Below are 24,705 nucleotides of genomic sequence, written 5' to 3' on the forward strand. Positions count from 1 at the left end.
GGGGCTGCAGCCCATCCTCACTTTTGTCGGAGATCGCCGATCCGGCAAGCGGAATAACCCTCGCATATGTTTCGAAATATGCTAGCAGTGTTCCGCTCTGCGAAACCGATAGTTAGGGGTCACGCCATCGTTTGTTATTGGCCCGGCATCAGCTCTGGCAACAAGCGTGGCGTCCAGAGGCTGTCGGCGAATCCGCGACGGAAGAAGCCGAAGTGGCCGATCCGCGTGGCGCCAATTTCCGCGGGCGCGATGCGCTGCATGGTTTTCGGTGCCGAGCTGTAGAAGCCATGCAGGGATTCGGTGTTGCGCGCCGACATCATTTCGTCGTCGCTGAAGGACAGCGAAGTCAGGGGCGTGCGCACGGCGGCGAAGGCCTGGCGCATGGGCTCGCCCTCGACACCGACCAGGTAGTCTGGATGCAGACACCAGCGCCGCCACTGGCGAATCACCCCGGCGGGCAGGTCGCCGACTGCCCCGATGCGACCGCCTGGGAAGTAGCCGGCCACCGCGGTCAGCACGGGCGCCAGGCCATGCCAGAGCAGCCAGGCCTTGTTGCGGATCTGCGGGCTGTTTTCGCGCCAGTAGCCGCTGCCGGCGGCGATGGTGACGATGCGGGTCAGGCGCTCGTGGCCTTTGACCAGCGGCAGAATCTGCGCGCCGACACTGTGGCCGATCCAGTACAGCGGCAGCTCTCCGGCGGCCTCGGCGGCCCTGGCAAGCACTGCGCTGCAGTCGTGGCGCGCCCAGTCGAGGATGTCCACGTTCAACTGGCGAAGCGGCCCCCGCCGCGAGCGGCCCATGCCCAGATAATCGAAGGTCACCGCCAGGTAGCCCTGCCCGGCCAGCCAGCTGGCGAAGTCGGTATAGAAGCGCTGCGGCACGCCCATCGCCGGCGCGATCAACACGATGCCGCATGGCGTGCTGCTCGGCTGATACCAGTAGCTGGACAAGGCATGGCCGTTGCCGTTGTCGATGGAGCGTTCTTCAACCTGTATCGTCGCCATCTTGTTGTTCTCCGCACTGTTGCGATTGCCACGTCGGTGCAGTATACGAGCAGTAGAAGATAATTCTAGAAAAATATTCTAGTTAGACGGGAGGCCGGATGGCCCGCAGTAGCCGCAAGCAGGAAATCCTTCAGGCCGCGCTCGCTTGTTTCACTGAATTCGGTGTCGAGGCGACGACCATCGAGATGATTCGTGATCGCTCCGGCGCCAGCATCGGCAGCCTCTATCACCACTTCGGCAATCGCGAGCGGATCATCGCCGCGCTGTATCTGGAGGGCATTGGCGAGTACGCCGCGCTGCTCGAGGCCGGGCTGATCGAGACGCTGGATGCCGAGGCCTGCGTCCGGCTGTTCGTCACCAGCTATATCGACTGGGTGGTGGCGAATCCGGACTGGGCGCGTTTCGTCCTGCACAACCGCGGGCGGGTCGAGGCGGGGGAGATGGGCGAGCAGCTACGCGAGGTCAACCGCGTGCATGGCGAGCGGGTCGGAGCGATCCTGCGCCGACATCGCGAAAGCGGGGCATTCAGACGCATGCCGGGCGACTGCTTCCTGGCAGTGGTGATCGGCCCCTGCCACGACATGGCGCGCAACTGGCTGGCCGGACGTTCGCGCACCTCGCTGGCCGACTGCCGCGAGCTGCTGGCGGATATCGCCTGGGTCAGCGTCAGGGCCTAATCAGGCGGGCAGGCTAGACGCCCAGGCTCTCGATATCGCGGGCCAGCATCTCCAGCTGATGCGCCAGCGAGCCCTTGAGGGTCTCCTCGCTGAGCTGGAATGACGGGGCTCCGCAGGTCAGCGCCATGATGCTGCCATCGGCCAGGTGCAGCGGCACGCCGGCGGCCATCACGTTGCGGTCCCAGTCACCCAGTGACAGGCAGAAGCCGTGCCGGGCGAACTCCTCGAACGAGGCCTGCAGGGAGTCGCGGATCGCCACCCAGCCCTCTCCATATTTGGCCGCCAGCGCCGCCATCAGGTGCTCACGCTCCTTTTCCGGGGTGGCGGCGAGAAAGGCGCGGCCGGCTGCGGTGGTGGCCAGCGGCAGACGCACGCCGGCGTCCATGCGCAGGGTGGTGACCTCGGCCGGGCGGCAGTTCTCCACGTAGATCATCGACAGCCGGTCGCGGCAGGTTAGACCCACCGTGGTGTTGGTACGGCGGGCGAAGTCGTCCATGTAGGGTTTGGCCAGTTGGCGCACCCGCAGATTGGACACATAGGCGTAGCCGAGCGCCAGCACGCCGGAGTCGAGCTGGTATTTCTCCAGCTGCTGGGAGTAGCTGAGGTAGCCGAGCTTGGTCAGGGTATAGGTCATGCGCGACACCGTGGGCTTGGGCAGCCCGGTGATGCGTGCGATGTCCTGGTTGCCCATCACCACCGAGCCGTGGGTGAAGGCGCGTAGCACGTCCAGCCCGCGGGCCAGGGCCTCGACGAACTTGCGATCCTTGGGAGTGCCGGTGTCTTCGATGTCGTCGCTCATGGTTTCGGTCTTTCTGGCTAGTGGGCAGCGGTGGCGAACGATAGCAGATCGCCCGACCGCGAGCAGTGCGGCCAATGGCGATCATTGCGAGGAGAAAATCGATCGTCTAGTATCGAATTCGACATCCAGTTTCGCACAGTAAAACAATAATTCATTTTGGAGAATGTCGATGTCCGCTCCCGTGCAAGGCTACGTGGCCGCCGAACTGGCCCGTGGCGGCTATCAGAACGTCCATGACCTCTTGACCCTGGCCTGCGCCAAGCACCCGCACCGCACGGCATTCTCCTGTGGCGATGACCGCCTCAGCTACGGCGACCTGGCCCGGCAGGCCGACGCCTTCGCCCGGTACCTGCGCCATCATGCGGGGCTGCAACCCGGTGACCGCCTGGCGCTGCAGTTGCCCAACTCGTTGCAGTACCCCATCGCCACCTTCGGCGCGCTCAAGGCGGGGCTGGTGATCGTGAACACCAATCCGCAATACACCGCCGCCGAAGCGCGCCACCAGTTCCGCGACTCCGGTGCCAGGGCGATTCTCGTGCTCGACCGGCTGTTGCCGCTGGTGCGGGCGGTACAGGCCGACACCGCACTGGAACGGATCATCCTCACCAGCGTCGAGGATCTGCAGGCGCCGGTCTATGACAGCCAGGAGCCGGCAACAGAGCGCTTCATGCAGGCGCTGCGGCTGGGTGAACAGAGCCCGGCGCTGGACTGCGTCGCCGGGCTCGACCGGCTGGCGCTGCTGCAATACACCGGCGGCACCACCGGTGTGTCCAAGGGCGCGATGCTCAGTCACCGCAACCTGCTGGCCAACGTGCTGCAGACCATCGAGCTGTTCGACAAGCCGGGCCTGCTGGAGCCGGAAAAGGACGTGCGCATCGCGCCGCTGCCGCTGTATCACATCATGGCCTTTGCCACGAACTGCCTGAGTTCGGTGGGTATGGGCCTGCACACGGTGTTCATCCGGGACGGACGCAACCTGGACGAAACCATCGGTGCCATGCAGCGCTATCCGTTCAGTCTGCTCAGCGGCATCAACACGCTGTTCGTCGGGCTGATGAATCACCCAGAGTTTTGCAGCATCGATTTCTCCCATCTGAAGTGGGCGACCTCCGGCGGTGCGCCGCTCAACAGTGAGGTCGGGCGTCGCTGGCAGGCACTGACCGGGGCGCCGATCCGCGAAGGTTTCGGCCTGACCGAGGCCTCGCCGGTTGTGGCGACCGGTACTCAGCTGAGCCCCTACCGCGAGGGCTACATCGGCCAGGCGCTGATCGACACCGAGCTGCGCACCGTGGACGACGACGGCAACGACGTACCGGCGGAGACGCCGGGCGAGCTCTGGCTGCGTGGCCCGCAGGTGATGCAGGGCTACTGGCAGCGGCCGGAGGAGACGGCCAAGGTAATCACCGCGGACGGCTGGCTCAAGACCGGCGACATCGCGCTGCTGGATGCCGAGGGTTTCGTGAAGATCGTCGATCGCAAGAAGGACATGATCCTGGTGTCCGGTTTCAACGTATTCCCCAACGAGATCGAGGATGTGCTGATGCAGCACCCGTCGGTACGTGAATGCGTGGCGGTGGGCATTCCGGATGCGCGCAAGGGCGAGGCGGTGAAGGTCTTCGTCAGCCTGCGGGAGGCGACCGATGATCAGACCCTGCTCGCGCACTGCCGCCAGTTCCTGACCGGTTACAAGCTGCCGAGCGCCATCGAGATCCGCGATGAGCTGCCGAAGACGGCGGTGGGCAAGCTGCTGCGCCGCCAGCTGCGTGACGAGGCGCGGGCAGCGGCGAGCTGATCGCTGCCTATATATATGTAGCGAGGCGACGAGCGGGGCTGTTGCAGCGCGCGCCCCACGGGCTTGCCGGCGGGGCTCGGCGAGCCCAGCGCAGCCGGGTGGAAAAAACAATCCGCGCTTGTTGCTCAGGGGGCTTTCTGATATAAAGCAGCGCTCTTTTCTAGGGGCCCGGTATCTTCGCTCGCAGCGTGGCCGGTAAGACCCCCATGAATCGTGGCGCTGAGCGCCGAACTGACAAGTGAATTCAAGCGGCCAACCCATGCCGGGTTGGGCATGTGGTTTTAGAGGGCTGAGGCATGTCGAGAGTCTGTCAAGTTACCGGTAAGGGTCCGGTAACCGGGAACAACATTTCCCACGCAAACAACAAAACCCGTCGTCGTTTCCTGCCGAACCTGCAGCATCATCGCTTCTGGGTCGAGTCTGAGAACCGCTTCGTGCGTCTGCGCCTGAGTGCCAAAGGCATGCGCATCATCGACAAGCGTGGCATCGACGTCGTTCTGGCCGAGCTGCGCGCCCGCGGCGAAAAGGTTTAAGGAGAGCAATCATGCGTGACCTGATCCGTTTGGTGTCCAGCGCCGGTACCGGCCACTTCTACACCACCGACAAGAACAAGCGCACCACCCCCGACAAGATCGAAATCAAGAAATTCGATCCGGTCGTTCGCAAGCACGTGATCTACAAGGAAGCCAAGATCAAGTAATTGATCGGCCCCTTGAAGGAAAAACCCGCCATTCGGCGGGTTTTTTCGTTTCTGGGCCGGACATCGCGCATCGTTCGTCAGCGCTCCGGGTAATTTGACAAGAGTCATATGCTCCCCAAGGAAATTCGCTATCGTACGGGTTTCCCCTTTCTCCCACTTTCGGCACGAGGATGCGCAGCGCATGGCGAAGACGGACGGGCCCATCGCGGCAGACAGCAAGAGCACTTCCAGCATCGCCCTGCAGGCGGCTTCCGAGGACATCTGGTCGCAGAAGTACCGCCTGAGCAGTAAGGACGGCACGCCCATCGACCAGAGCGTCGACGATACCTGGCAGCGAGTCGCTCGCGCCCTGGCCGATGTCGAACCGGCCAAGCAGCGCGAGCACTGGTACGAGCGCTTCCTCTGGGCGCTGCGCAATGGCGCCATCCCGGCCGGGCGGATCATTTCCAATGCCGGCGCGCAGGATTACAAGCCGGCCACCTCGACCATCAACTGCACCGTTTCCGGCTCGATCACCGACTCGATGGACGACATTCTCGGCAAGGTCCACGAGGCCGGGCTGACGCTCAAGGCCGGCTGCGGCATCGGCTACGAGTTCAGCACCTTGCGCCCGCGCGGCTCGTTCGTTTCCGGCGCCGGCGCGCACACCAGCGGCCCGCTGTCGTTCATGGATATCTTCGACAAGATGTGCTTCACCGTGAGTTCGGCCGGCGGCCGCCGCGGCGCGCAGATGGGCACCTTCGACGTCGGCCATCCGGACGTGCGCGAGTTCATCCGTGCCAAGCGCGAGGACGGCCGCCTGCGTCAGTTCAACCTGAGCCTGCTGATCACCGACGAGTTCATGCAGACCGTCGAGGCCGACGGCGAGTGGCCGCTGATCTTCCCGGTGCATGCCAAGGAAGCCGCCGAGCTGGATCTGGCCGACGATGCCCAGGTGGTCTGGCGCGAATGGCCGGTGCACGACGGCTACATCGTGCGCGACGATGGCCTGGTGGCCTGCAAGATCTACGGGCGGGTCAAGGCGCGGCATCTGTGGGACATGATCATGGTCTCCACCTACGACTACGCCGAGCCGGGCTTCATCCTCATCGACCGGGTCAACCAGCTGAACAACAACTGGTGGTGCGAGGCGATCCGCGCGACCAACCCCTGCGGTGAGCAGCCGCTGCCGCCATACGGCTCCTGCCTGCTGGGCTCGATCAACCTGACCCATTTCGTCATCGACCCGTTCGGCGTCGAAGCGCGCTTCGACTGGGACAAGTACCGCGAAGTGGTGCGCGTCTTCACCCGCATGCTGGACAACGTCGTCGAGATCAACGGCCTGCCGCTGGAGCAGCAGCGCCACGAGATCGAGAGCAAGCGCCGCCACGGCATGGGCTTCCTCGGTCTCGGCTCGACCCTGACGTTGCTCAAGCTGCGCTATGGCAGCCCGGAAGCCTGCGTGTTTACCGAGGAAGTCGCCCGCGAGATGGCGCTGGTCGGCTGGGAGCAGGCGCTGGAGTTGTCGAAGGAGAAGGGCGCGGCACCGTTGCTGAGCCAGACCTTCGAAGTTACCGCCGAAATGCTGCGCAAGCGTCCGGAAATGGCCAAGGACGGTTACAAGGTCGGCGACCAGATTTCCGGTCGCGTGCTGCATGCCAAGTATTCGCGTTACATGCAGAAGATCGCCGAGTACGCGCCCGAGCTGATCGAGGCGCTGGCTGAGCAGGGCGCGCGCTTCACCCACCACAGCTCGATCGCGCCTACCGGCACCATCAGCCTGAGCCTGGCCAACAACGCCTCCAACGGCATCGAGCCGAGCTTCGCCCATCACTATTCGCGCAACCTGATCCGACCTGGCCGCAAGGCCAAGGAGAAGATCGAGGTGTTCAGCTACGAGCTGCTGGCCTATCGCACGCTGATCAACGAGCGCGCCAAGCCGGGATCCGACGAGCCGGGCGAAAAGCTGCCGGACTACTTCATCACCGCCGATGACGTCAGTCCGACCCAGCACGTGGATATCCAGGCCGCCGCGCAACGCTGGGTCGATTCGTCGATCTCCAAGACCGCCAACGTGCCGACCGACTACCCGTTCGAGGCGTTCAAGGACATCTACCGCTATGCCTGGCGCCAGGGCCTCAAGGGCTGCACCACCTTCCGCTTCAACCCGGCGGCCTTCCAGGGCGTGCTGGTCAAGGAGGCCGACCTGGAGAAGACCCTGTACCGCTTCACCCTCGAAGACGGCAGCGTGGTCGAGCTCAAGGGCAACCAGGAGGTCGAATATGACGGCGAGGTGAACACCGCCGCCAACCTGTTCGACGCCCTCAAAGAAGGCTACTACGGCAAGTACTGAAGCCGGCCCGCCAACCGTTTGGACGCCGGGCCGCGAGCGCCGCCCGGCAGGAGAGATTGCACAATGACCGTAAAGATCACCCAGCGCATCAAGGGCTTCAAGGTCGTCGACGAGACCCTCGAGCGCCCCGCGACCGCGGCCAGCGCTAGCGACGGCACGGCGAGCAAGGCCGTCAACGTGGTGGAGATGGACGAGAGCCTGCAGCGCCCGGAAACCCTGATCGGCATGACCTACAAGATCAAGTCGCCGCTGTTCGAGCACGCGCTGTACGTCACCGTGAACGACATCGTGCTCAACGCCGGCACGCCGCACGAGCAGCGCCGGCCGTTCGAGATCTTCATCAACTCGAAGAACATGGACCACTTCCAGTGGATCGTCGCGCTCACCCGGATCATGTCCGCGGTGTTCCGCAAGGGCGGTGACTGCACCTTCCTCGTCGAGGAGCTCAAGGCAGTGTTCGATCCGCGCGGCGGCTACCTGAAGAAGGGCGGCGTCTACATGCCGTCGATCGTCGCCGAGATCGGTGCGGTGCTGGAGCGCCATCTGATCGCCATCGGCATGCTCGAAGGCCATGCGCTGGACGAAACCCAGCTCAAGTACCTGGCCGAGAAGCGCGCCGCCTACGAGGCCAGCCAGGGCGCGGTGGCGGTGGAGCCGGGTGAAGGCTTTCCGGCCGGCGCGCAGCTGTGCAACAAGTGCAACACCCAGGCCGTGGTGCAGATGGATGGCTGCGCCACCTGCCTGAACTGCGGCAACTCCAAATGTGGCTGACCGCTCACGCGGTCGGATGAAAAAAGGCCCGGGCTGATGCCTCGGGCCTTTTTCGTTGGTGCCAGGCGAAGCGCGCTCAGGTCACCACGCGATAGCAGGGCGTGTACGGCACGCCTCCCGGCAGCTTCATGCGGTGCTGCTCGACGAAGGCCTGCAACAGCTTGTCCAGCGGCTGCATGATCGACGCGTCGCCGTGGATCTCGTAACGGCCGTATTGCTCGATGCGGCGGATACCCTTGTCCTTGACGTTGCCGGCGACGATCCCGGAGAAGGCCCGGCGCAGGTTCGCGGCCAGCTCATGGGCCGGCAGGTCGCGGCGCAGCGGTAGGCTCGCCATCGCCTCGTGGGTCGGGTCGAACGGTCGCTGGAAACCTTCCTCGATCTTCAGCAGCCAGTTGAAGTGGAACGCATCGTTGCGCTCGCGGCGGAAGCGTCGTACTTCGCGCAGCCCCTCGGTCATCTGGCGCGCTACTTCGGCGGGGTCGTTGAAGATGATCTGGTAGCGCTTCTGCGCTTCCTCGCCGAGGGTGGCGCCAACGAAGTCATGCAGCTGTTGCAGGTAGTCCGCCGCATCGCTTGGTCCGGTGAGAATCACCGGGAAGGGCACGTCGCGATTGTCCGGATGCAGCAGAATACCGAGCAGGTAGAGGAATTCCTCGGCGGTGCCGACGCCGCCGGGGAAGATGATGATGCCGTGGCCGACCCGCACGAAGGCCTCCAGGCGCTTCTCGATGTCCGGCAGGATCACCAGCTCGTTGACGATCGGGTTTGGCGCCTCGGCGGCGATGATGCCCGGCTCGGTCAGGCCCAGGTAGCGGCTGCCAACGCGGCGCTGCTTGGCGTGGCCGATGGTGGCGCCCTTCATCGGCCCCTTCATCACGCCGGGGCCGCAGCCGGTACAGACATCCAGGCTGCGCAGCCCCAGCTCGTGTCCGACGCGCTTGCTGTACTTGTACTCCTCGGTACTGATCGAGTGACCGCCCCAGCACACCACCATGCTCGGCTCGACGCCTGGGCGCAGCGTGCGGGCGTTGCGCAGCAGGTGGAACACGTAGTCGGTGATGCCTTGCGAGCTGTCCAGATCGATGCGTGCGTTGCTCAGTTCGCTCTCGGTATAGACGATGTCGCGCAGGGCGCTGAACAACATCTCGCGGGTGCTGGCGATCATCTCGCCGTCGACGAAGGCATCGGCCGGTGCGTTGAACAGCTCCAGGCGTACGCCACGGTCCTGTTGCAGGATGCGCACCTCGAAGTCTTCGTACGCTTCGAGGATGGTCTTGGCGTTATCGATGCGCGTGCCGGTGTTGAGGATGGCCAGCGCGCACTGGCGGAACAGCTTGTGGGTACTGCCGGAGCCGACTTCGCTCAGTTGCTGTACTTCGCGCTGGGAAAGCGTTTCCAGACTGCCTTTGGGGCTCACCGAGGCATTGATTACGAGGGGTTGGGTCATTGATGGTTCCTGAATGCGATGGCCACGCCATCGAGGAGCTGATGCATCGAAACGGCGGCTGCGTGATCGCCGGCAGCAGGGGTTGGCCCAGCGTGCTGGCGACAGCGTATGTGACGACATCTTAACGCGAGGACATGGCAGCGGTGTCGATCCGCGTTCACCGTGCGAGCAGCAGCGCGGCCCGCTGGCCCGTGGTCCTGGTTCGACCGTCCCGGTGGGCGGCGGTTCGCCCTGCTGCGCGTCGTTCGTGGTAGGTCAGGTCCAGCCGTAGCGCACCAGGTGGAAGAAGATCGGCGCGGCGAAGCAGACCGAATCCAGCCGGTCGAGCATGCCGCCGTGGCCCTCGATCATATGCCCCCAGTCCTTGACGCCACGGTCGCGCTTGATCGCCGACATCACCAGGCCGCCGAAGAAGCCCAGCAGGTTCAGCAGCAGCGCCATCAGGGCCGCCTGCCACCAGGCGAACGGGGTAATCCAGAACAGCGCCGCGCCGATCAGTGTCGCTAGGAATATCCCGCCAACGAAGCCTTCGACGGTTTTGGACGGCGACAGGCGCGGGGCAATCTTGCGCTTGCCGGCCAACTTGCCGCAGACGTACTGCAACACGTCGGAGAGCTGCACGACGATGATCAGCCAGGCGATCAGCAGCAGGTTGCGACCCTCGTAGCCGGCAATCTCCAGGGTGAGCAGGGCAGGGACGTGGGAGACGCAGAAGACTGCAATCATCAGGCCCCATTGCACCTTCGAGGCGCGTTCGAGAAAGCGCGTGGTGTCGCCACCCAGCGACGCCAGGATGGGCAGCAACAGGAACACGTAGACCGGAATGAAGATGGCGAACAGGCCGTACCAGCCAACCGCCACCAGCAGATACTGCAGCGGCAGCACCAGATAGAACGCCGCGACCAGCGCCGGATAGTCGCTGCTGCGTGTCGGCGTCAGCGTCATGAATTCGCGCAACGCGAAGAACGACACTAGGTAGAAGAGGATCACCACGGCCGTGTGGCCAAGCCAGAAGGCGATGCCGATCAGCGCGACCATCACCCACCAGGCATTGATGCGCGCATTGAGGTTGTCGATCACCGGGCTCTCGCCGCCGCTGCGGCGCTTGAGGACAAAGCCGATCAGCGAGGCCAGGGCGAGCAGGGCGCCGATACCGGCGAACAGCAGCAGGGTATTGCGATCCATGTCAGTCTTCCTTTGGGGCCAGTTCTAGCAGAGCCAGGCGAGCGCGCTGCAGAAACGCGTCCTTGTCCTCGTCCTTTTCGATGCTCATGGGCGCGCCGAAGCTGACGCTGCACAGCAGGGGCAGCGGCAGGCTGCGGCCCTTGGGCATTACCCGATTGAGGTTGGCGATCCACACCGGCACCAGCTCCACGTCCGGACACGCCAGGCCCAGGCGATACAGCCCGCTCTTGAAGGGCAGCAGGCCTTCTTCCAGATTGCGCGTGCCCTCGGGGAAGAGGATCAGTGAATCGCCGGCGGCCAGGGCGTCGAGCATCGGTTGCAGCGGATTCGACTCCGGGCCGCTGCGCTCACGATCCACCAGCACGCCATTGAACAGACGATGGATGACGAAGCGGCGCAATGCGCTGCTCTGCCAGTAATCGGCGCCGGCGACGGGGCGGGTCCTGCGCCGCAGGTCAGGCGGCAGCGATGCCCAGAGCAGCACGAAATCACCGTGGCTGCTGTGGTTGGCGAAGTAGATGCGTTGCCTGTTGAGCGGCGCGCAGCCGATCCAGAGGCTGCGCGTACCGGTCAGCAGGCGAGCAACGGAAGTGATCGCGAAGGCGAGCAGAGCGCCGAGCATGGGATGTTCCTCGGTATCGGGCGGGAAGTCGGTGGTGCGGGCGGGTGGCGATTCAGTCCGCTTCGGCGGGCGCCGATGCGGTTTCCGCCAGGCCTTGTCTGACCCGGTTGCCCAGCGTGAGGATCGACAGCCCGGCGATCAGCAGCAACAAGCCGTTGATCCAGGCGGCTGGCAACAGGCCCAGGGCGACGCCAGTGGCCAGCACGCCGAAGGCGAAGGCCCGGTCGCTCTTGCCCATCGGGCCATCGTAACGACGTGATGCGCCCACCATCGGACCGAGCACACCGGCGTACTCGGTGAGCGCTGCGAGCACCGCCACCAGTACCACGGCAGCAGGCCAGACGCCGGCCACCAGCGCGAGCGGCAGATAGAGCGCCGCATCGGCGGCAACATCGCAGAGTTCGTTGAGGTAGGCGCCGAGCTTCGATTGCTGGCCGAATTCCCGCGCCAGCATGCCGTCGATGGCGTTCAGTGCCATGCGCAGCAGCATCCACAGTGGGATCAGCAGGAAGACCCAGAGGTGCTCGATCAGCAGCGCGACCGCCGCTGCGACTGCCAGCGACACGACCAGCGCTGCCAGCGTGACCTGATTGGCCGTGATGCCGCTGTCATGGAGGCGCTGGACCAGCGGGCGCAGTAGTGCCTGAAAACGGGGTTTGAGCTGGTAGATGGAGGGCATGCATCGATTCCTTTCGATGATGGGGGCGTCGCGCATTTCGGCTCAGGCCGGCGCGCATCCTGTGCGCCCGGCACTTTGGGGTAAAGCCCGCGCTGTCGCAAGTTGCGCTGGAAAATTTGCGAGGTGTTGAACGCTTTCGCCGCGCGGTGCCGGTACCGGCGGCCTAGAAGGCAAAAGGCAGCGCGCTGGAGGGATGCTGGCGTGCTTTCAGCAGCCGATGAAATTCGCCGGGATCTTTCACCTGCACGTCCGTCTTGCCTTCGTGACGCTGCGCCGCGATCAGCCGCGACAGCCAGAAACGCACGCAAGCCACGCGCAGCATAGGCTGCCAGAGTTCGGCTTCGGCCGGAGTGAAGCGGCGTAGCGCCGAGTAGGCCGCCAGCAAGGGCTCGCTGCGTTCACCGTCGATCTCGCCGTTGGGGTGCGAGCACCAGTCGTTCACGGCAATCGCCAGGTCGTAGAGCATCGGCCCGGAGCAGGCGTTGTAGAAGTCGATCACGCCGGTCAGATGGCTGCCTTCGAACAGCACGTTGTCGCGGAACAGGTCGGCGTGCAGGTTGGCGCGCGGCAGGGCGAGGAGTTTCGGACGCAGCTCGGCGATCTCCGCCAAGCCATCGCGCAGCAGCGGCAGCTGGTCCTCGGACAGGCTCAGCGCCAGGCTCGGCCCCTGTTCCTGCATCCAGTCCAGGCCGCGGTCGCTGGCGCGTTCAAGGATGTGTTCGCGGGTGGCCAGATGCAGACGGGCCAGCAGCCGACCGACTTCGGCGCAATGGTGCGGGTTGGGCTCGACCACGTGCTTGCCGGGCAGTCGCGGCTGCAGCAGCGCGGGCTTCTCCGCCAGCTCGCGCAGCGCCTCACCCTGCTCGGTGCGCAGCGCATAGGGCACCGGCAGGCCGGCGCGGTGCAGCACGTCGAGCAGTTCGATGAAGAACGGCAGGTCCTGGCGCGGGCCGCGCTCGATCAGGGTCAGCACGTATTCGCCCTGCTCCAGGCTGATGAAGAAGTTGCTGTTCTCGCTGCCTGCGGCGATGCCCTGGAAGTCGCGCAGCCGGCCGAGCCGGTAGGGCGCCAGAAAGGCCTCCAGTTCATCGCGTTGCAGGGGCGTGAATACCGACATGTTGTCCTCCGGCGGATGTCTGGATTACCAGCTGAAGATCTTCCACGCGGGGATCAGCATGTCCGGCTGGTCGGAGCGCACGAAGTTGCCGTCATTTCCGTCGGCCCGCACCAGGAAGTAGGGCTTGCCGTGCTTGGGCGTGACTTTCACGGCGTAGAGGAAGCCGTTGACGCGATATTCCTCGACGGTGCGATCGCCTTCCTGACGGATGGTTACGTCCGGCTCACCTTCGACCGACTCCTGGGCGAAGCCGGCCAGAGGGGCGCATGCCAGCAGGCTGGCCAGCATCAGGTGTTTGAGAGCGCGCATGGTAACCTTGTCCCTTTGTCGATAAGTGGTCCTTCGCATTCTAGCTCCGGGCCCGCCGAAAAGGTTGATTCCGCTCATGAGCCAAGCCCCCCTCGTCCTGGTGGACGGTTCGTCCTACCTCTATCGCGCCTTCCACGCGCTGCCTCCGCTGACCACGTCCACCGGCAAGCCGACCGGCGCGGTCAAGGGTGTGCTGAACATGTTGCTGAGCCTGCGCAAACAGTATCCGGACAGCCCGTTCGCCGTGGTTTTCGACGCCAAGGGTCCGACCTTTCGCGACGCGCTGTTCGAGAACTACAAGTCGCACCGCCCGCCGATGCCCGACGACCTGCGCGTGCAGGTCGAGCCGCTGCATGCCAGCGTCCGTGCGCTCGGTATGCCGCTGCTGTGCGTCGATGGCGTGGAGGCGGACGACGTCATCGGCACCCTGGCCCGGCAGTGCGCGGCGCTCGGCCGCGACGTGGTCATCTCAACCGGCGACAAGGACATGGCCCAGCTGGTCTGCCCGCATGTCACGCTGGTCAACACCATGACCGGCAGCGTCTATGACATCGAAGGCGTGAAGAACAAGTTCGGCGTCGGCCCGGAACTGATCATCGACTTCCTCGCGCTGATGGGCGACAAGGTCGACAACATTCCTGGCGTGCCAGGCGTGGGCGAGAAGACGGCATGTGGCCTGCTCAACGGCATCCCAGGCGGGCTCAAGGGGCTCTACGAGAACCTCGATCAGGTCGCCGGGCTGCCGATTCGCGGTGCCAAGTCACTGGGCGCCAAGCTGGAGGAGCATCGCGATGCCGCCTTCATGTCCTACGAGCTGGCGACGATCAAGATCGACGTGCCGCTGGACGTCCAGGTCGGTGACCTGATGCCCGGGGAACCGCACCGCGAGGCGCTGATCGCCCTTTATCGCGAGCTGGAATTCAAGCAGTGGCTGGACGAGCTGTTGCGCGAGGCCAAGGCGGCGGGGGAGAACTGCGAGGTGCAGCCCGAAGGCTGTTCGATCCAGGCCGAGGCCCAGTACGAGACCCTGCTGGAGCAAGCCGATTTCGAGCGCTGGCTGGCGCGTCTGAAGGCGGCCGAATGTTTTGCCTTCGATACCGAAACCACCAGCCTCGATGCGCAACGCGCCGAGCTGGTCGGCGTGTCCTTTGCCGTCGAAGCGGGCCAGGCAGCTTACGTGCCGCTGCGCCATTCCTACATGGGCGTGCCGCAGCAGCTCGAGCTGGATGCCGTGCTCGGCGCGCTCAAGCCGCTGCTGGAGGATCCGGCCAAGACCAAGATCTGCCAGCACGGCAAATACGACATGAACGTGCTGATGCACTACGGCATCGAAATGCGCGGCATGGCTTTCGACACGATGCTCGAATCCTACGTGCTGGACGCCACGGCCACCCGCCACGACATGGACAGCCTGGCGCTCAAGTACCTCGGCCGCGGCACCATCCGCTTCGAGGACATTGCCGGCAAGGGCGCCAAGCAGCTGACCTTCGACCAGATCGCCATCGAGCAGGCCGGCCCGTACGCCGCCGAGGACGCCGACGTCACCCTGCGCCTGCACCAGACCCTGCTCGGCAAGCTGGAGCAGACGCCATCGCTGCTCAAGGTGCTGACCGAGATCGAGATGCCGCTGGTGCCGGTGCTGGCGCGCATCGAGCGTAATGGCGCGCTGGTCGATGCGCAGCTGCTCGGCCAACAGAGCGTCGAGCTGGGCGACAAACTGGTGCAGCTGGAACGCGAGGCATTCGATATTGCCGGCGAGGAGTTCAACCTCGGCTCGCCCAAGCAGCTCTGCGCGATCCTCTATGACAAGCTCGGCTGCCCGGTAATCTCCAAGACCGCCGGCGGCCAGCCGTCCACCGCGGAAAGCGTGCTGGCCGAACTGGCCGAGCAGGATTACCCGCTGCCCAAGGTGATCATGCAGCACCGCTCCTTGAGCAAGCTCAAGGGCACCTACACCGACAAGCTGCCGCAGCAGATCAATCCGCGCACCGGGCGCATCCACACCAGCTACCACCAGGCGGTGACCGCCACCGGCCGGCTGTCCTCCAGCGACCCGAACCTGCAGAACATCCCGATCCGCACCGCCGAGGGGCGGCGCATTCGCCAGGCCTTCGTCGCGGCGCCGGGCTACAAGCTACTGGCGGCGGACTACTCGCAGATCGAGCTGCGCATCATGGCTCACCTGGCGCAGGATGCCGGCCTCTTGCACGCGTTCCAGAACGACCTGGACGTGCACCGCGCCACGGCCGCCGAGGTGTTCGGCGTACCGCTGGAGCAGGTCAGCAACGACCAGCGGCGCAGTGCCAAGGCGATCAACTTCGGCCTGATCTATGGCATGAGCGCCTTCGGCCTGGCCAAGCAGATCGACGTCGGCCGCAAGGAAGCACAGGAATACATCGACCGCTATTTCGCCCGCTACCCCGGCGTGCTCGCCTATATGGAGCGCACCCGCACCCAGGCCGCCGAGCAGGGCTATGTCGAGACACTGTTCGGTCGGCGGCTGTACCTGCCGGAGATCAATTCGAAGAACGGCGCCATGCGCAAGGGCGCCGAGCGCACCGCGATCAACGCGCCGATGCAGGGCACCGCGGCGGACATCATCAAGCGCGCCATGATCGCCGTGGACGGCTGGCTGCAGGACAGCGGGCTGGATGCGCGGGTGATCCTGCAGGTCCACGATGAATTGGTGCTGGAAGTGCGCGAAGACCTGGTCGAGCAGGTCCGTCAGCAGATCTGCCCGTTGATGAGCGAGGCGGCCCAGCTGGACGTGCCGTTGCTGGTCGAGGCCGGCGTGGGCAACAACTGGGACGAGGCGCACTGACCGGGCTGCCGAAAAATGTCGGTAGTCGACGAAATTTTTTTTCGTCCGCGTTGAACTTCCGCTGCAACCATCCGGTCAGAGCATGCGAAGGGTGTAAAAGCCCTTCGATGCTCCTTGTTGTGTTAAGTGTTGGCAGATCTCTGGACCCCGCCCTAGCGGTCCGGATTCGACCTCGAACTTCCCCCTCCCCCAATGAAGTTCGAGGTTTTTTTTGCCCGGAGAAAAGTGGCAAGACGCTGCGCCAGCAGTAATGGTGCTGCGCAGGTTCTTGCGCAGGCGTTCTGTGGATAACCTTGTGAGTAAGCTGTTCGCAGCGCGAACTGCCACGCGTTGAGGCGGTGTTGCGCAAGTTGTTGCCTCGGCTGCGCAGAAAGTTGCGCAGCTTTTTGTGCTGAGCATCACTTCTGCCATTCGGGCTGCATAGGGGCGTCTATTATCTATTTGATAAATAAGGAGTTTTTACTTTTTGGCACGGCGCTTGTTGTTACGAAATGGCCATTCGGCACTCATTTCAGACAAGGAGAGCACCCATGCCAACACCCGCGTATCTGTCCCTCGAAGGCACCAAGCAAGGCCTGATCACTGCCGGCACCTTCACCGAGGACTCGGTTGGCAACATCTTCCAGGAAGGCCATGAGGACCAGATCCTAGTGCAGGCCTTCCAGCATCAGGTCATCATCCCGCGTGACCCGCAGTCCGGTCAGCCGACTGGCCAGCGTGTACACAAGCCTCTGATGATCACCAAGGTGTTCGACAAGTCGTCGCCGCTGATCTTCAACGCCCTGACTTCCGGCGAGCGCCTGAACAAGTGCCGTCTGGAGTGGTATCGCACGTCGTCCACCGGTACTCAGGAACACTACTTCACCATCGAACTGGAAGATGCGGTGATCGTCGACGTGCAGTCGCGCATGCCCAACTGCCAGGACCCGAACATGTCCCATTTCACCCATCTGGAAGACGTGTACTTCACCTATCGCAAGATCGTCTGGACCCACGAGGTATCCGGCACCTCCGGCTCCGACGACTGGCGCACCCCGATCGCCGGCTGATTCGCCGCGGTCCCGCTTCGGCCAGGCTCGCCTGGCCGAACGCTTTTTTGCGAAGCACTGAACAGATTCCGTCAACGTCGCTCCGGAATGCGCGAACCACGCATTCTAGAGCGGACGGCCTGTGTTAAACGGGGCTCCGCAAGCGCCCATGCGCTGATACATGGACTGAACAGGAGGAACATGGATGTTCGCCCCAGCCAACCAGGCCCACTTCACGCTTTCCCTCGAAGGCGTCGAGCACGACTTCAAGGTGCTCGAATTCCGGGGCCGCGAGGCCATCAGCCAGCCCTATCGCTTCGAGCTGGAACTGGTCAGCGAGCGCCCCGATCTGGACCTGGAAAGCCTGCTGCATCGCCCGGCCTTCCTCGCCTTCGCGCCGGATGGCAGCGGCATCCACGGGCTGGTGCATCAGGCGGCCCAGGGTGAATCGGGCCAACGCCTGACCCGCTATCGCCTCATGCTGGTGCCGCAGCTGGCCTACCTCGCCCATCGCACCAACCAGCGCATCTTCCAGCACCTCAGCGTGCCGCAGATCGTCGCTCAGGTACTCGAGGAACATGGCATCCAGGCCGATGCCTACCGCTTCCAGCTCGGCCCGGTGATTTACCCGCCGCGCGAATACTGCGTGCAGTACGACGAAACCGACCTGCACTTCCTCCAGCGCCTGTGTGAGGAAGAGGGCATTCATTACCACTTCGAGCACAGCACAGCCGGTCATGTGCTGGTCTTCGGCGATGACCAGACGGTCTTCCCGAAGCTCGCGGCTACCGCCTATCAGCAGGACAGCGGCCTGGTCGCCGACCAGCCGGTGATCAAGCGTTTCGGCCTGCGCCTGGAAACCCGTACCAGCCGCGTCACGCGCCGCGATTACGATTTCGAGAAGCCACGTCTGAGCATGGAGGCCGCGTTCCACAGCGATTTCCAGCCGGATCTCGAGGACTACGACTACCCTGGCCGCTTCACCGAGCGCGCCCGCGGCAAGCATCTGTCGCAGCGCGCCCTGGAGCGCCACCGCCATGATTACGAACTGGCCGAAGGCGAAAGCGACCAGCCGAGGCTGGTGAGTGGGCATTTCCTCCCGCTCACCGAACACCCGCGCAGCGACTGGAACCAGCTCTGGCTGCTTACCGAAGTGCAGCACGAAGGCAAGCAGCCGCAGGTGCTGGAGGAGTCAGTCACCAGCCATGTCGATAGCGGTGACGGCTTCGTCCAGGGCTACCGTAACCGCTTCAGTGCCACGCCCTGGGACATCCCCTTCCGCCCGCTATTGAACCATCCGAAGCCGAAGATCCTCGGCAGCCAGACCGCCGTGGTCACCGGCCCCGCTGGCGAAGAGATCCACTGCGACGAGTACGGCCGCGTAAAAGTCCAGTTCCACTGGGACCGCGAAGCCCAGGCCGATGACAAGACCAGCTGCTGGCTGCGCGTCTCCTCCAGCTGGGCGGGTGACCGCTATGGCGGCATCGCCATCCCGCGGGTCGGCATGGAAGTGCTGGTGACCTTCCTTGAAGGCGATCCCGATCAACCCTTGGTGACCGGCTGCCTGTACCACAAGGAGCATCAGGTCCCCTACGACCTGCCGGCGAACAAGACCCGCACGGTGTTCAAGACCCTGAGTAGCCCGGGCGGTGGCGGCTACAACGAACTGCGCATCGAAGACCGCAAGGGCGCCGAACAGATCTACCTCCATGCCCAGCGCGACTGGGACGAAAACATCGAGCACGACCAGAAGATCCGCGTCGGCTTTGAGCGCCATGACACCGTCGAGGCCAACGCCTACAGCCACTTCAAGGCCGAAGAACACCGCACCACCCACGCCGACCGCAAGACCGAAGTCCGCGCCAACGACCACCTCACCGTCGGCAACAGCCAGCATCTGAAGATCGGCACCGGGCAATTCATCGAGGCGGGCAATGAAATTCACCTTTCCAGCGGCCTCAAGGTGGTGCTCGAAGCCGGCAGCGAACTGACCTTCAAGGCTGGCGGCAGTTTTATCAAACTGGATGCCAGCGGCATCACCATGGTCGGCCCTTTGATCAGGATGAACTCAGGTGGAAGTCCGGGAAAGGGATCGGGCGCGGCGCCGATATTGCCGGGCAAGGTAAAGGCTGCGAATGTGGATAAGGCGGGAGAACTGCTTGTACCTGCTCAGCGACAGGCGCTGTTACGCGCCACACCACGCTGTGAAATCTGCGAGCGAGCCAACCAGGAAGCCAAAGCATGAGTCGCGACTTCCTGCTCGTGGATGGAGTGCTCCGTCAGGACGCTCTGCAATGGCTTTATGGGTCAGGCGAGTCTATCGAGGTTATTCCACTCTACAACGGCACCCGCTGGGACGGGGTCAAAGAACTCGGCCCAATTCTGGTTGGGCTGGACAGCCATTCATCCTTGCTGGGTGAATGGCAAAGCAACCCTCACTTTCAAAGGCAGGCCAGCAAACTACAAAGTTCGGCAACGCTGAACGATGTCGCCGACCACCTGAGCCAGTTCATCACTATCACAGACAATCTGGGTAGCTACAGCCTCTTTCGCTTCGCAGATCCACTGGTGACCGCTTACTGGCTAAGCAGCTACCCCCCATCCGCTTATCAAAGCCTCCTGGGGCCCATAAGCGAATGGCTAGTACCCTTGAACCCGCCCAGTTGGGCCGCCTCGCAGGCAGTCGAATGGCAGTCCTATCGCCCAAAACCCAACAGCCCCAGATTGGAAGGCAAGCTCAACCATCTCGCCGATGATCAGGTTCAGGCGCTTGAGCAGGCCTATCGGCGCAGCTTCAAGGAAAGGCTATACGACTGGATGGTCGCAGATTACCCACAAGCTCTCACAGGGTTTGGCGAACAGGAACGAGGCCAATGGCTGGAACAACGCCTACTCGACGCCGAGTCCTGGGGACTGGTCAACGAGCGGAGCATTGCGATCTGGCTCGAGCGCTGCGCCTGCTGGGGCAACGACTTCGCTATGCGCCCCGACAGCCCCTACCAGGCCTGGCTAGCCAGGACACCAGACGCCCAGAAACTAGCGCCAGAACAACGTATCCAGGCCCTGGATGAAGACTGCCTTGCCGGCTAAAGGAACGGATCTCCATGAGCACGACAACTTCCGACAAAACCTTGCAACAAGCCAAGCGCAACCAGGCCTTTGAAAACAAGCCGGCCACTGCGAATGGTCAGTGCCCGCTGAAAGCGGGTGAAATTGCCATCCACCCCGTTCGCTATGCGATAGACGAGTCACCGGCTCGTGGCAGCACCCAGGGCCCAAACCCGTTACCCAACGGCTGGAACGCCGGTCATCTACCGAAGCTCAAGACGCGCAGCTACACCCTGCGCCAACTTCGCGACGGCTGGCTGTATGTGTGGGATGAAACGGACCGCACGCTTCATGAGTATCAGGTCAAGGGCCACCAATTCATCCGTCATCAATGGAGTAATGCCCAACTGGGCAAGGATGAGCGAAACAACCCCGGTGACAGCAAACCCTACCTGCTATACCCGAAACGCAGCCGCCTGCTCCTCGCCTACTCCCCCGTGCAGTGGACATGGCGACTGTGCGAAAAAATGCGCAGCAACCCCCAGGAGCAAAAGCGCTGGATGCGCGCGCTTAACCTGCCGCAATACTGCACCCAGCTGCAGGCAGCACATGCCGCACCTATCCGTGACATAGGCAGCGCGGTCGCCGATATCCTGGCAGGAGGAGAAGCCCCAACCTTCAAGAGCTGCCTGGTAGCGGCGAACAAAGACGATTCGTCCCGCCCCTGCAAACAGCCGATCGACCAGGCCCTAATACTCGGCAGCGTACCCGATCAGGACAGCGCCCTCTTCGTTGCCCTGGACGACCCTATGGCCATCGTCGACGACCTGGCCATGAATTTACAGGGCCGCTGGCTGGAGCTGGCAGCAGCAGAAGAACAGCATGCCAACAAGCTCAATAGCGCCAAGAACATTCAACTCCTTTGCGGTGTTAACCTAGACCCTTTTATCCCCAAGTCGGTGTCAGCCAACCCAAGCCGCGAACAAGCTTTCATCAAGGATGCTCATAGCCTGCTCGATAGCGAAGCTCAGCTACTCAATCACAGCGGCAGTGACGCGACCCTGACTCTCAAATCCCTTCAAGTACAGCAGGCCAAAAAGCAGTTCCGCACAAACTGGGGCACCTCGCCGTCGGGGCCGGAATGGCACGCGCTGGTAGAAGAATGGCAGCAGAAAAAGATCTGGCGCGAGGATGTTCGCTTCGATGAGGTCTGGGCTTACCTTCAGGAGCGAGCCAATGAAAAGGATCGCCTGAATGCCCACATCCAACGCAGCGAAAGCGACCTGCTCGCCTGGCTTAAAAACCTCAGCCCGAAAGCAGAAGAGGTTTTCTATGACCCCTGCCACCCGCAGCAATCGACAGATCTGCTGGACACCATGGCCAATCTATATAAGCAGTTGGGCGCGAGCGACACGGGTCAGCAATGGCTCTGTAAGCAGTACGGCAACCCCTCCACGCTGGCAGGCCTGGCGCTGTTCAATTTCAGCACGGAGCTTTCCACGCTGATTGAGCAAATCTCGACGAACTTCACCACCTACGGCACCATCGACAATCTGGGACGGCAGAGCGACGGTAGCGGGCAAGCCCACGGCGGGCTCTCCGACACCACCAGTGAAGTCAGCCGAGCCAACGAGGTGAAATCGGTACTTGACCTGCCGAGCGTACAGGCTAGCAACCTGTACAAGAGCCTTTCCGAGCCAGGCAAGCGTGCCTTCGAGACCCTGCGCAACGTAGTGGGGCAAAAAGCCAAGGACAGCTGGAACCTGATGGCTTTTGTTTTGCTACCTGCCTTGAGCGAGAAATTCGTACCCCCGGTTCGAATCTTTGCCTTCAGCGTCACCCAGGCTTTGGTCTCTACGGAAATCTCCACGCAAACCCGTTTAATTCTTGATCCCGAGTTCGCGAAGAAGAACCGTCAATGGCAAATTCAGGTTGCCCAGCTCGAGAAGAACATCAAGGGCCTGCAACGCACCCTTTCTTTATCAGGTAAAGGCCCCGACAAACGCTCGGCGCGCATACAGTTGCTCGGGCTGGAACAAAAGCGCGAGGCACTGAACCTGCGAAGGCCTAACGAGGTAATCGGTAGTGTCGTCACCGAATCCAAGATAACCAAGGTACAAACCCGCGAAGTGAACATGTGGCTCGCGACACTAGGCCAGTCAGAGCTGCTCGATCAGTTGCAGCTCAAAGCAAAAAATTCGGCAGGCTATGCAGCCCGCAGCCGCCAGTGGATAAACCAAGAGCTCGGCGGCAGCTTGCCTGTACTGGTCGCAGGGCTGAATATCTGGAATTTCATCAATAGCCTGGATAAGGCAAGTAATGACGGCATTTTAAGCCCGGATGAACTGCGCACGGTCGGCGCCAACGCTGCCTATACCGCCAACGCACTGATGGCGCTCTGGACGGTGCCGGCATGGAACAAGTGGGCCAAGCTTGAAAAAACAATTGGCCGGAATACCACTCAACTTGCAAAAGCAGGTGTAAGGGCTTGGCTTAAAACGGGCGAAGTTGAAGCCTCATTGCTGGCTCGGCAGCTCGTTTTACGCACCATGGGGATGGCCGCATTCGGCGCTATCGCTGCGGGAGTAGAAGCTTGGCAGGTTTCCAAAGATATCGATAAGGCCACAAGTGCTGGAGAAACCTACGCACTGCGTACGAAGCAGGTCACTCTAGGTCTTATGTCAGCTGTCGCAGGCGTCCAGCTCGTTGGCAGTGCGTTGGGTTTTTGGTTCGGTTTTGCCTGGGTCATGTCCAATCCGGTGGCCATCATCATCGCGTTACTTGGCGTGATCTACCTGATCGCCAGCATGGTCGCCAACCAATACAAACGTGAAGGTCTGCGGCTCTGGCTGTATCGCAGCAGTTGGGGCAAATCTCCTGAGTGGACGCACAGTGACGAAGATCACAAGAAGGAACTGCGCACACTGATGGAAATCAGCCTGCGCCCCAGCCTGGCGGCTCGCGCCTCCACCTTGCCTTACTACGGGCGCGGCCCGCGTATCTATACCGGGTTCTGGCTACAGCTCTTGCTACCTTCCAAGCTGAAGGGAACAGCAGTAAAACTGCAACCGGCCATGGTAGACAGCGGCTGGTTCTCCGACAGCCTGATGCAAGGCATGGCAGACAAGTTCTATGATCAGTTCCTCGAAGGCCACTGGGCGCCCATCGAACAATTTGGTCAGCCCCCCGCACAGCGCCCCAACGGGCCACTGCCTGGTGACACCCTCTACCCCGAGGGTACACAGTACCGCCTCTGGCAAACCTGGATTGCCTACCAGCGCCCCCCCGTGCTGGAACTGGAAGTTCGTTACCCGGAGCAAATTCTGGAAAGCGCCAACGGCCAGGGCTACATGTTCCGCGTGGATATAGGCACCTCGTCCTCCGAGGCGGATCTGAAAAGCGATGCGTTCAGCAAGGAACCCAATAGCGATATGGTGCTCTCTTCACAAAGCACCCGCTTGCTCTCCTTGCAGGTGCCACATACGAGTGAATGATTGCTTATGAGCAGTATCTTGAACAGATTTATTCAGGCTCTTCCTTGGAACCAGCCCATCAAACTTCCAGACCACCACAACTGGAAGTGCGCCAATCAAAACGCACTGTTGGAATGGGAAATCAAGGCAAGGCCTTATAACACAACAGTTGCCAATGGCATGTTTTGGTTCATGATGAGCATAGCCTTAGGTGCCTGCTATTTGATGTTTTTCAAGAATGATAACTCTCCTTTGATTGAAAAACTGTCCTGGAGCGCAATATTTCTTTCTGTTTTCTTTTTAGCTCTATATGGCACAACTCATCAAAAAACAAGATTTGCTTATCGCCTGACCGAAACAGGCATAGAAGTCTGCGAGTGGAAAGCACCAGGTAAAGGCTGGATGATCGCTTTGAAATGGCTGACAGTTATCGCCGCTATCGCCGTTATATTCGTTGTTGCACTTGACCCATCGGTCTTTTGGGTAGCGCTCGTCGGGCCTGGTGGCATGGGCTTGCTTTATCTAGGTCTAGCTAGTTCAAAACAATTCCAAGAAATGCACACCCTCTACAGACACAATGTATTTACCTGGGTTGAAATAAAACATATCTACATAGACAAATCACGTCACCTGATCAGCCTGGAATACGAGTGGCTTAACGAGAAAATCAACAAGAAACTACCATGGTGGACATATATTTTCTGTCACAAAAAAAATTTTGAAACCACTGCTGAAATCATACTTTCAAAAAATACAGGCACCCCTCACACACGCGGAAAAATAGAGGTCTTACAGTTTTAAAATCAATAGGATCCAATACCGATATGGCGCCATTTTTACAAAGCACCTATTTATTGTCGCACTTGACCCATCGGTCTTTTGGGTAGCGCTCGTTGGG

The 24,705-nt window shown here is 62.2% G+C and carries 20 protein-coding genes; 12 read left to right on the top strand and 8 right to left on the bottom strand.

Annotated elements, in window-relative coordinates; all coding sequences use genetic code 11:
- Window positions 1–134: 134 nt before the first annotated feature.
- Window positions 135–1,004 (bottom strand): alpha/beta hydrolase family protein, encoded by an 870-nt coding sequence (locus tag NAO55_RS13050; protein WP_102839209.1) that lies wholly within the window; start codon window positions 1,002–1,004, stop codon window positions 135–137.
- 98 nt (window positions 1,005–1,102) lie between these two features.
- On the opposite strand from NAO55_RS13050, the gene NAO55_RS13055 reads away from it, so the two are divergent.
- Window positions 1,103–1,681 carry a TetR/AcrR family transcriptional regulator gene (locus tag NAO55_RS13055; protein WP_011911353.1) on the top strand — a complete coding sequence of 193 codons (579 nt, stop codon included), beginning with the start codon at window positions 1,103–1,105 and terminating at the stop codon, window positions 1,679–1,681.
- Window positions 1,682–1,694: 13 nt separating this feature from the next.
- Here NAO55_RS13055 and NAO55_RS13060 read toward each other — a convergent pair whose 3' ends face one another.
- Window positions 1,695–2,480 carry an IclR family transcriptional regulator gene (locus NAO55_RS13060; protein WP_014595394.1) on the bottom strand — a complete coding sequence of 262 codons (786 nt, stop codon included), beginning with the start codon at window positions 2,478–2,480 and terminating at the stop codon, window positions 1,695–1,697.
- A gap of 169 nt (window positions 2,481–2,649) precedes the next feature.
- Here NAO55_RS13060 and NAO55_RS13065 point away from each other — a divergent pair, with 169 nt between their 5' ends.
- From NAO55_RS13065 to NAO55_RS13085, 5 genes are all read left to right on the top strand, one after another.
- Window positions 2,650–4,272: an AMP-binding protein gene (locus NAO55_RS13065; protein WP_102839210.1), complete on the top strand. Its 1,623-nt coding sequence runs from the start codon at window positions 2,650–2,652 to the stop codon at window positions 4,270–4,272.
- Between the two features lie 296 nt (window positions 4,273–4,568).
- Window positions 4,569–4,805, top strand: a complete 237-nt coding sequence (gene rpmB, locus NAO55_RS13070; protein WP_102839211.1) for a 50S ribosomal protein L28 — start codon at window positions 4,569–4,571, stop codon at window positions 4,803–4,805.
- Between the two features lie 11 nt (window positions 4,806–4,816).
- A complete protein-coding gene (gene rpmG / locus NAO55_RS13075) occupies window positions 4,817–4,972 on the top strand; it encodes a 50S ribosomal protein L33 (protein ID WP_003284185.1) in 156 nt (51 codons plus the stop codon).
- Between the two features lie 181 nt (window positions 4,973–5,153).
- A complete protein-coding gene (locus NAO55_RS13080; protein WP_102839212.1) occupies window positions 5,154–7,304 on the top strand; it encodes an adenosylcobalamin-dependent ribonucleoside-diphosphate reductase in 2,151 nt (716 codons plus the stop codon).
- Between the two features lie 63 nt (window positions 7,305–7,367).
- The gene (locus NAO55_RS13085) at window positions 7,368–8,075 is read left to right on the top strand and encodes a TSCPD domain-containing protein (RefSeq protein ID WP_063541785.1); all 708 of its coding nucleotides are present in this window, start codon (window positions 7,368–7,370) and stop codon (window positions 8,073–8,075) included.
- A 76-nt stretch (window positions 8,076–8,151) separates the two neighbouring features.
- Here the strand turns inward: NAO55_RS13085 and ppnN are convergent, their stop codons facing one another.
- From ppnN to NAO55_RS13115, 6 genes are all read right to left on the bottom strand, one after another.
- The gene (ppnN, locus tag NAO55_RS13090; RefSeq protein WP_102839213.1) at window positions 8,152–9,525 is read right to left on the bottom strand and encodes a nucleotide 5'-monophosphate nucleosidase PpnN; all 1,374 of its coding nucleotides are present in this window, start codon (window positions 9,523–9,525) and stop codon (window positions 8,152–8,154) included.
- Between the two features lie 255 nt (window positions 9,526–9,780).
- Window positions 9,781–10,710 (bottom strand): phosphatidate cytidylyltransferase, encoded by a 930-nt coding sequence (locus NAO55_RS13095; RefSeq protein WP_023444202.1) that lies wholly within the window; start codon window positions 10,708–10,710, stop codon window positions 9,781–9,783.
- Window position 10,711: 1 nt separating this feature from the next.
- Window positions 10,712–11,332, bottom strand: a complete 621-nt coding sequence (locus NAO55_RS13100) for a lysophospholipid acyltransferase family protein (RefSeq protein WP_102839214.1) — start codon at window positions 11,330–11,332, stop codon at window positions 10,712–10,714.
- 52 nt (window positions 11,333–11,384) lie between these two features.
- Entirely contained in the window at window positions 11,385–12,011 is a 627-nt protein-coding gene (locus NAO55_RS13105; protein WP_102839215.1) for a CDP-alcohol phosphatidyltransferase family protein, read from the bottom strand.
- Window positions 12,012–12,174: 163 nt separating this feature from the next.
- Window positions 12,175–13,128, bottom strand: coding sequence for a homoserine kinase (locus tag NAO55_RS13110; RefSeq protein WP_102839216.1), 954 nt, complete (start codon window positions 13,126–13,128; stop codon window positions 12,175–12,177).
- A 24-nt stretch (window positions 13,129–13,152) separates the two neighbouring features.
- Window positions 13,153–13,437, bottom strand: a complete 285-nt coding sequence (locus tag NAO55_RS13115) for a DUF2782 domain-containing protein (RefSeq protein WP_013981312.1) — start codon at window positions 13,435–13,437, stop codon at window positions 13,153–13,155.
- A 76-nt stretch (window positions 13,438–13,513) separates the two neighbouring features.
- On the opposite strand from NAO55_RS13115, the gene polA reads away from it, so the two are divergent.
- The 6 genes from polA (at window position 13,514) to NAO55_RS13145 (ending at window position 24,608) form a co-directional block, all read left to right on the top strand.
- A complete protein-coding gene (gene polA / locus NAO55_RS13120) occupies window positions 13,514–16,258 on the top strand; it encodes a DNA polymerase I (RefSeq protein ID WP_102839217.1) in 2,745 nt (914 codons plus the stop codon).
- A gap of 530 nt (window positions 16,259–16,788) precedes the next feature.
- A complete protein-coding gene (locus NAO55_RS13125; protein ID WP_003286458.1) occupies window positions 16,789–17,307 on the top strand; it encodes an Hcp family type VI secretion system effector in 519 nt (172 codons plus the stop codon).
- A 184-nt stretch (window positions 17,308–17,491) separates the two neighbouring features.
- Entirely contained in the window at window positions 17,492–19,531 is a 2,040-nt protein-coding gene (locus NAO55_RS13130) for a type VI secretion system Vgr family protein (protein WP_102839218.1), read from the top strand.
- A complete protein-coding gene (locus NAO55_RS13135) occupies window positions 19,528–20,376 on the top strand; it encodes a DUF4123 domain-containing protein (RefSeq protein ID WP_102839219.1) in 849 nt (282 codons plus the stop codon). The genes NAO55_RS13130 and NAO55_RS13135 overlap by 4 nt, the downstream gene beginning before the upstream one ends.
- A 14-nt stretch (window positions 20,377–20,390) precedes the next feature.
- On the top strand, window positions 20,391–23,828 hold the full coding sequence (locus tag NAO55_RS13140; protein ID WP_102839220.1) for a T6SS effector BTH_I2691 family protein: 3,438 nt from the start codon (window positions 20,391–20,393) through the stop codon (window positions 23,826–23,828).
- Window positions 23,829–23,834: 6 nt separating this feature from the next.
- The gene (locus NAO55_RS13145) at window positions 23,835–24,608 is read left to right on the top strand and encodes a hypothetical protein (RefSeq protein ID WP_102839221.1); all 774 of its coding nucleotides are present in this window, start codon (window positions 23,835–23,837) and stop codon (window positions 24,606–24,608) included.
- Window positions 24,609–24,705 lie beyond the last annotated feature (97 nt).

Source organism: Stutzerimonas frequens (assembly GCF_024448335.1).
GTDB lineage: Bacteria > Pseudomonadota > Gammaproteobacteria > Pseudomonadales > Pseudomonadaceae > Stutzerimonas > Stutzerimonas frequens.

Coding starts and splice junctions, on each gene's coding strand:
- NAO55_RS13050 (WP_102839209.1), bottom strand. CDS start 1,004: ATGGCGACGATACAGGTTGAAGAACGCTCCATCGACAACGGCAACGGC.
- NAO55_RS13055 (WP_011911353.1), top strand. CDS start 1,103: ATGGCCCGCAGTAGCCGCAAGCAGGAAATCCTTCAGGCCGCGCTCGCT.
- NAO55_RS13060 (WP_014595394.1), bottom strand. CDS start 2,480: ATGAGCGACGACATCGAAGACACCGGCACTCCCAAGGATCGCAAGTTC.
- NAO55_RS13065 (WP_102839210.1), top strand. CDS start 2,650: ATGTCCGCTCCCGTGCAAGGCTACGTGGCCGCCGAACTGGCCCGTGGC.
- rpmB (WP_102839211.1), top strand. CDS start 4,569: ATGTCGAGAGTCTGTCAAGTTACCGGTAAGGGTCCGGTAACCGGGAAC.
- rpmG (WP_003284185.1), top strand. CDS start 4,817: ATGCGTGACCTGATCCGTTTGGTGTCCAGCGCCGGTACCGGCCACTTC.
- NAO55_RS13080 (WP_102839212.1), top strand. CDS start 5,154: ATGGCGAAGACGGACGGGCCCATCGCGGCAGACAGCAAGAGCACTTCC.
- NAO55_RS13085 (WP_063541785.1), top strand. CDS start 7,368: ATGACCGTAAAGATCACCCAGCGCATCAAGGGCTTCAAGGTCGTCGAC.
- ppnN (WP_102839213.1), bottom strand. CDS start 9,525: ATGACCCAACCCCTCGTAATCAATGCCTCGGTGAGCCCCAAAGGCAGT.
- NAO55_RS13095 (WP_023444202.1), bottom strand. CDS start 10,710: ATGGATCGCAATACCCTGCTGCTGTTCGCCGGTATCGGCGCCCTGCTC.
- NAO55_RS13100 (WP_102839214.1), bottom strand. CDS start 11,332: ATGCTCGGCGCTCTGCTCGCCTTCGCGATCACTTCCGTTGCTCGCCTG.
- NAO55_RS13105 (WP_102839215.1), bottom strand. CDS start 12,011: ATGCCCTCCATCTACCAGCTCAAACCCCGTTTTCAGGCACTACTGCGC.
- NAO55_RS13110 (WP_102839216.1), bottom strand. CDS start 13,128: ATGTCGGTATTCACGCCCCTGCAACGCGATGAACTGGAGGCCTTTCTG.
- NAO55_RS13115 (WP_013981312.1), bottom strand. CDS start 13,437: ATGCGCGCTCTCAAACACCTGATGCTGGCCAGCCTGCTGGCATGCGCC.
- polA (WP_102839217.1), top strand. CDS start 13,514: ATGAGCCAAGCCCCCCTCGTCCTGGTGGACGGTTCGTCCTACCTCTAT.
- NAO55_RS13125 (WP_003286458.1), top strand. CDS start 16,789: ATGCCAACACCCGCGTATCTGTCCCTCGAAGGCACCAAGCAAGGCCTG.
- NAO55_RS13130 (WP_102839218.1), top strand. CDS start 17,492: ATGTTCGCCCCAGCCAACCAGGCCCACTTCACGCTTTCCCTCGAAGGC.
- NAO55_RS13135 (WP_102839219.1), top strand. CDS start 19,528: ATGAGTCGCGACTTCCTGCTCGTGGATGGAGTGCTCCGTCAGGACGCT.
- NAO55_RS13140 (WP_102839220.1), top strand. CDS start 20,391: ATGAGCACGACAACTTCCGACAAAACCTTGCAACAAGCCAAGCGCAAC.
- NAO55_RS13145 (WP_102839221.1), top strand. CDS start 23,835: ATGAGCAGTATCTTGAACAGATTTATTCAGGCTCTTCCTTGGAACCAG.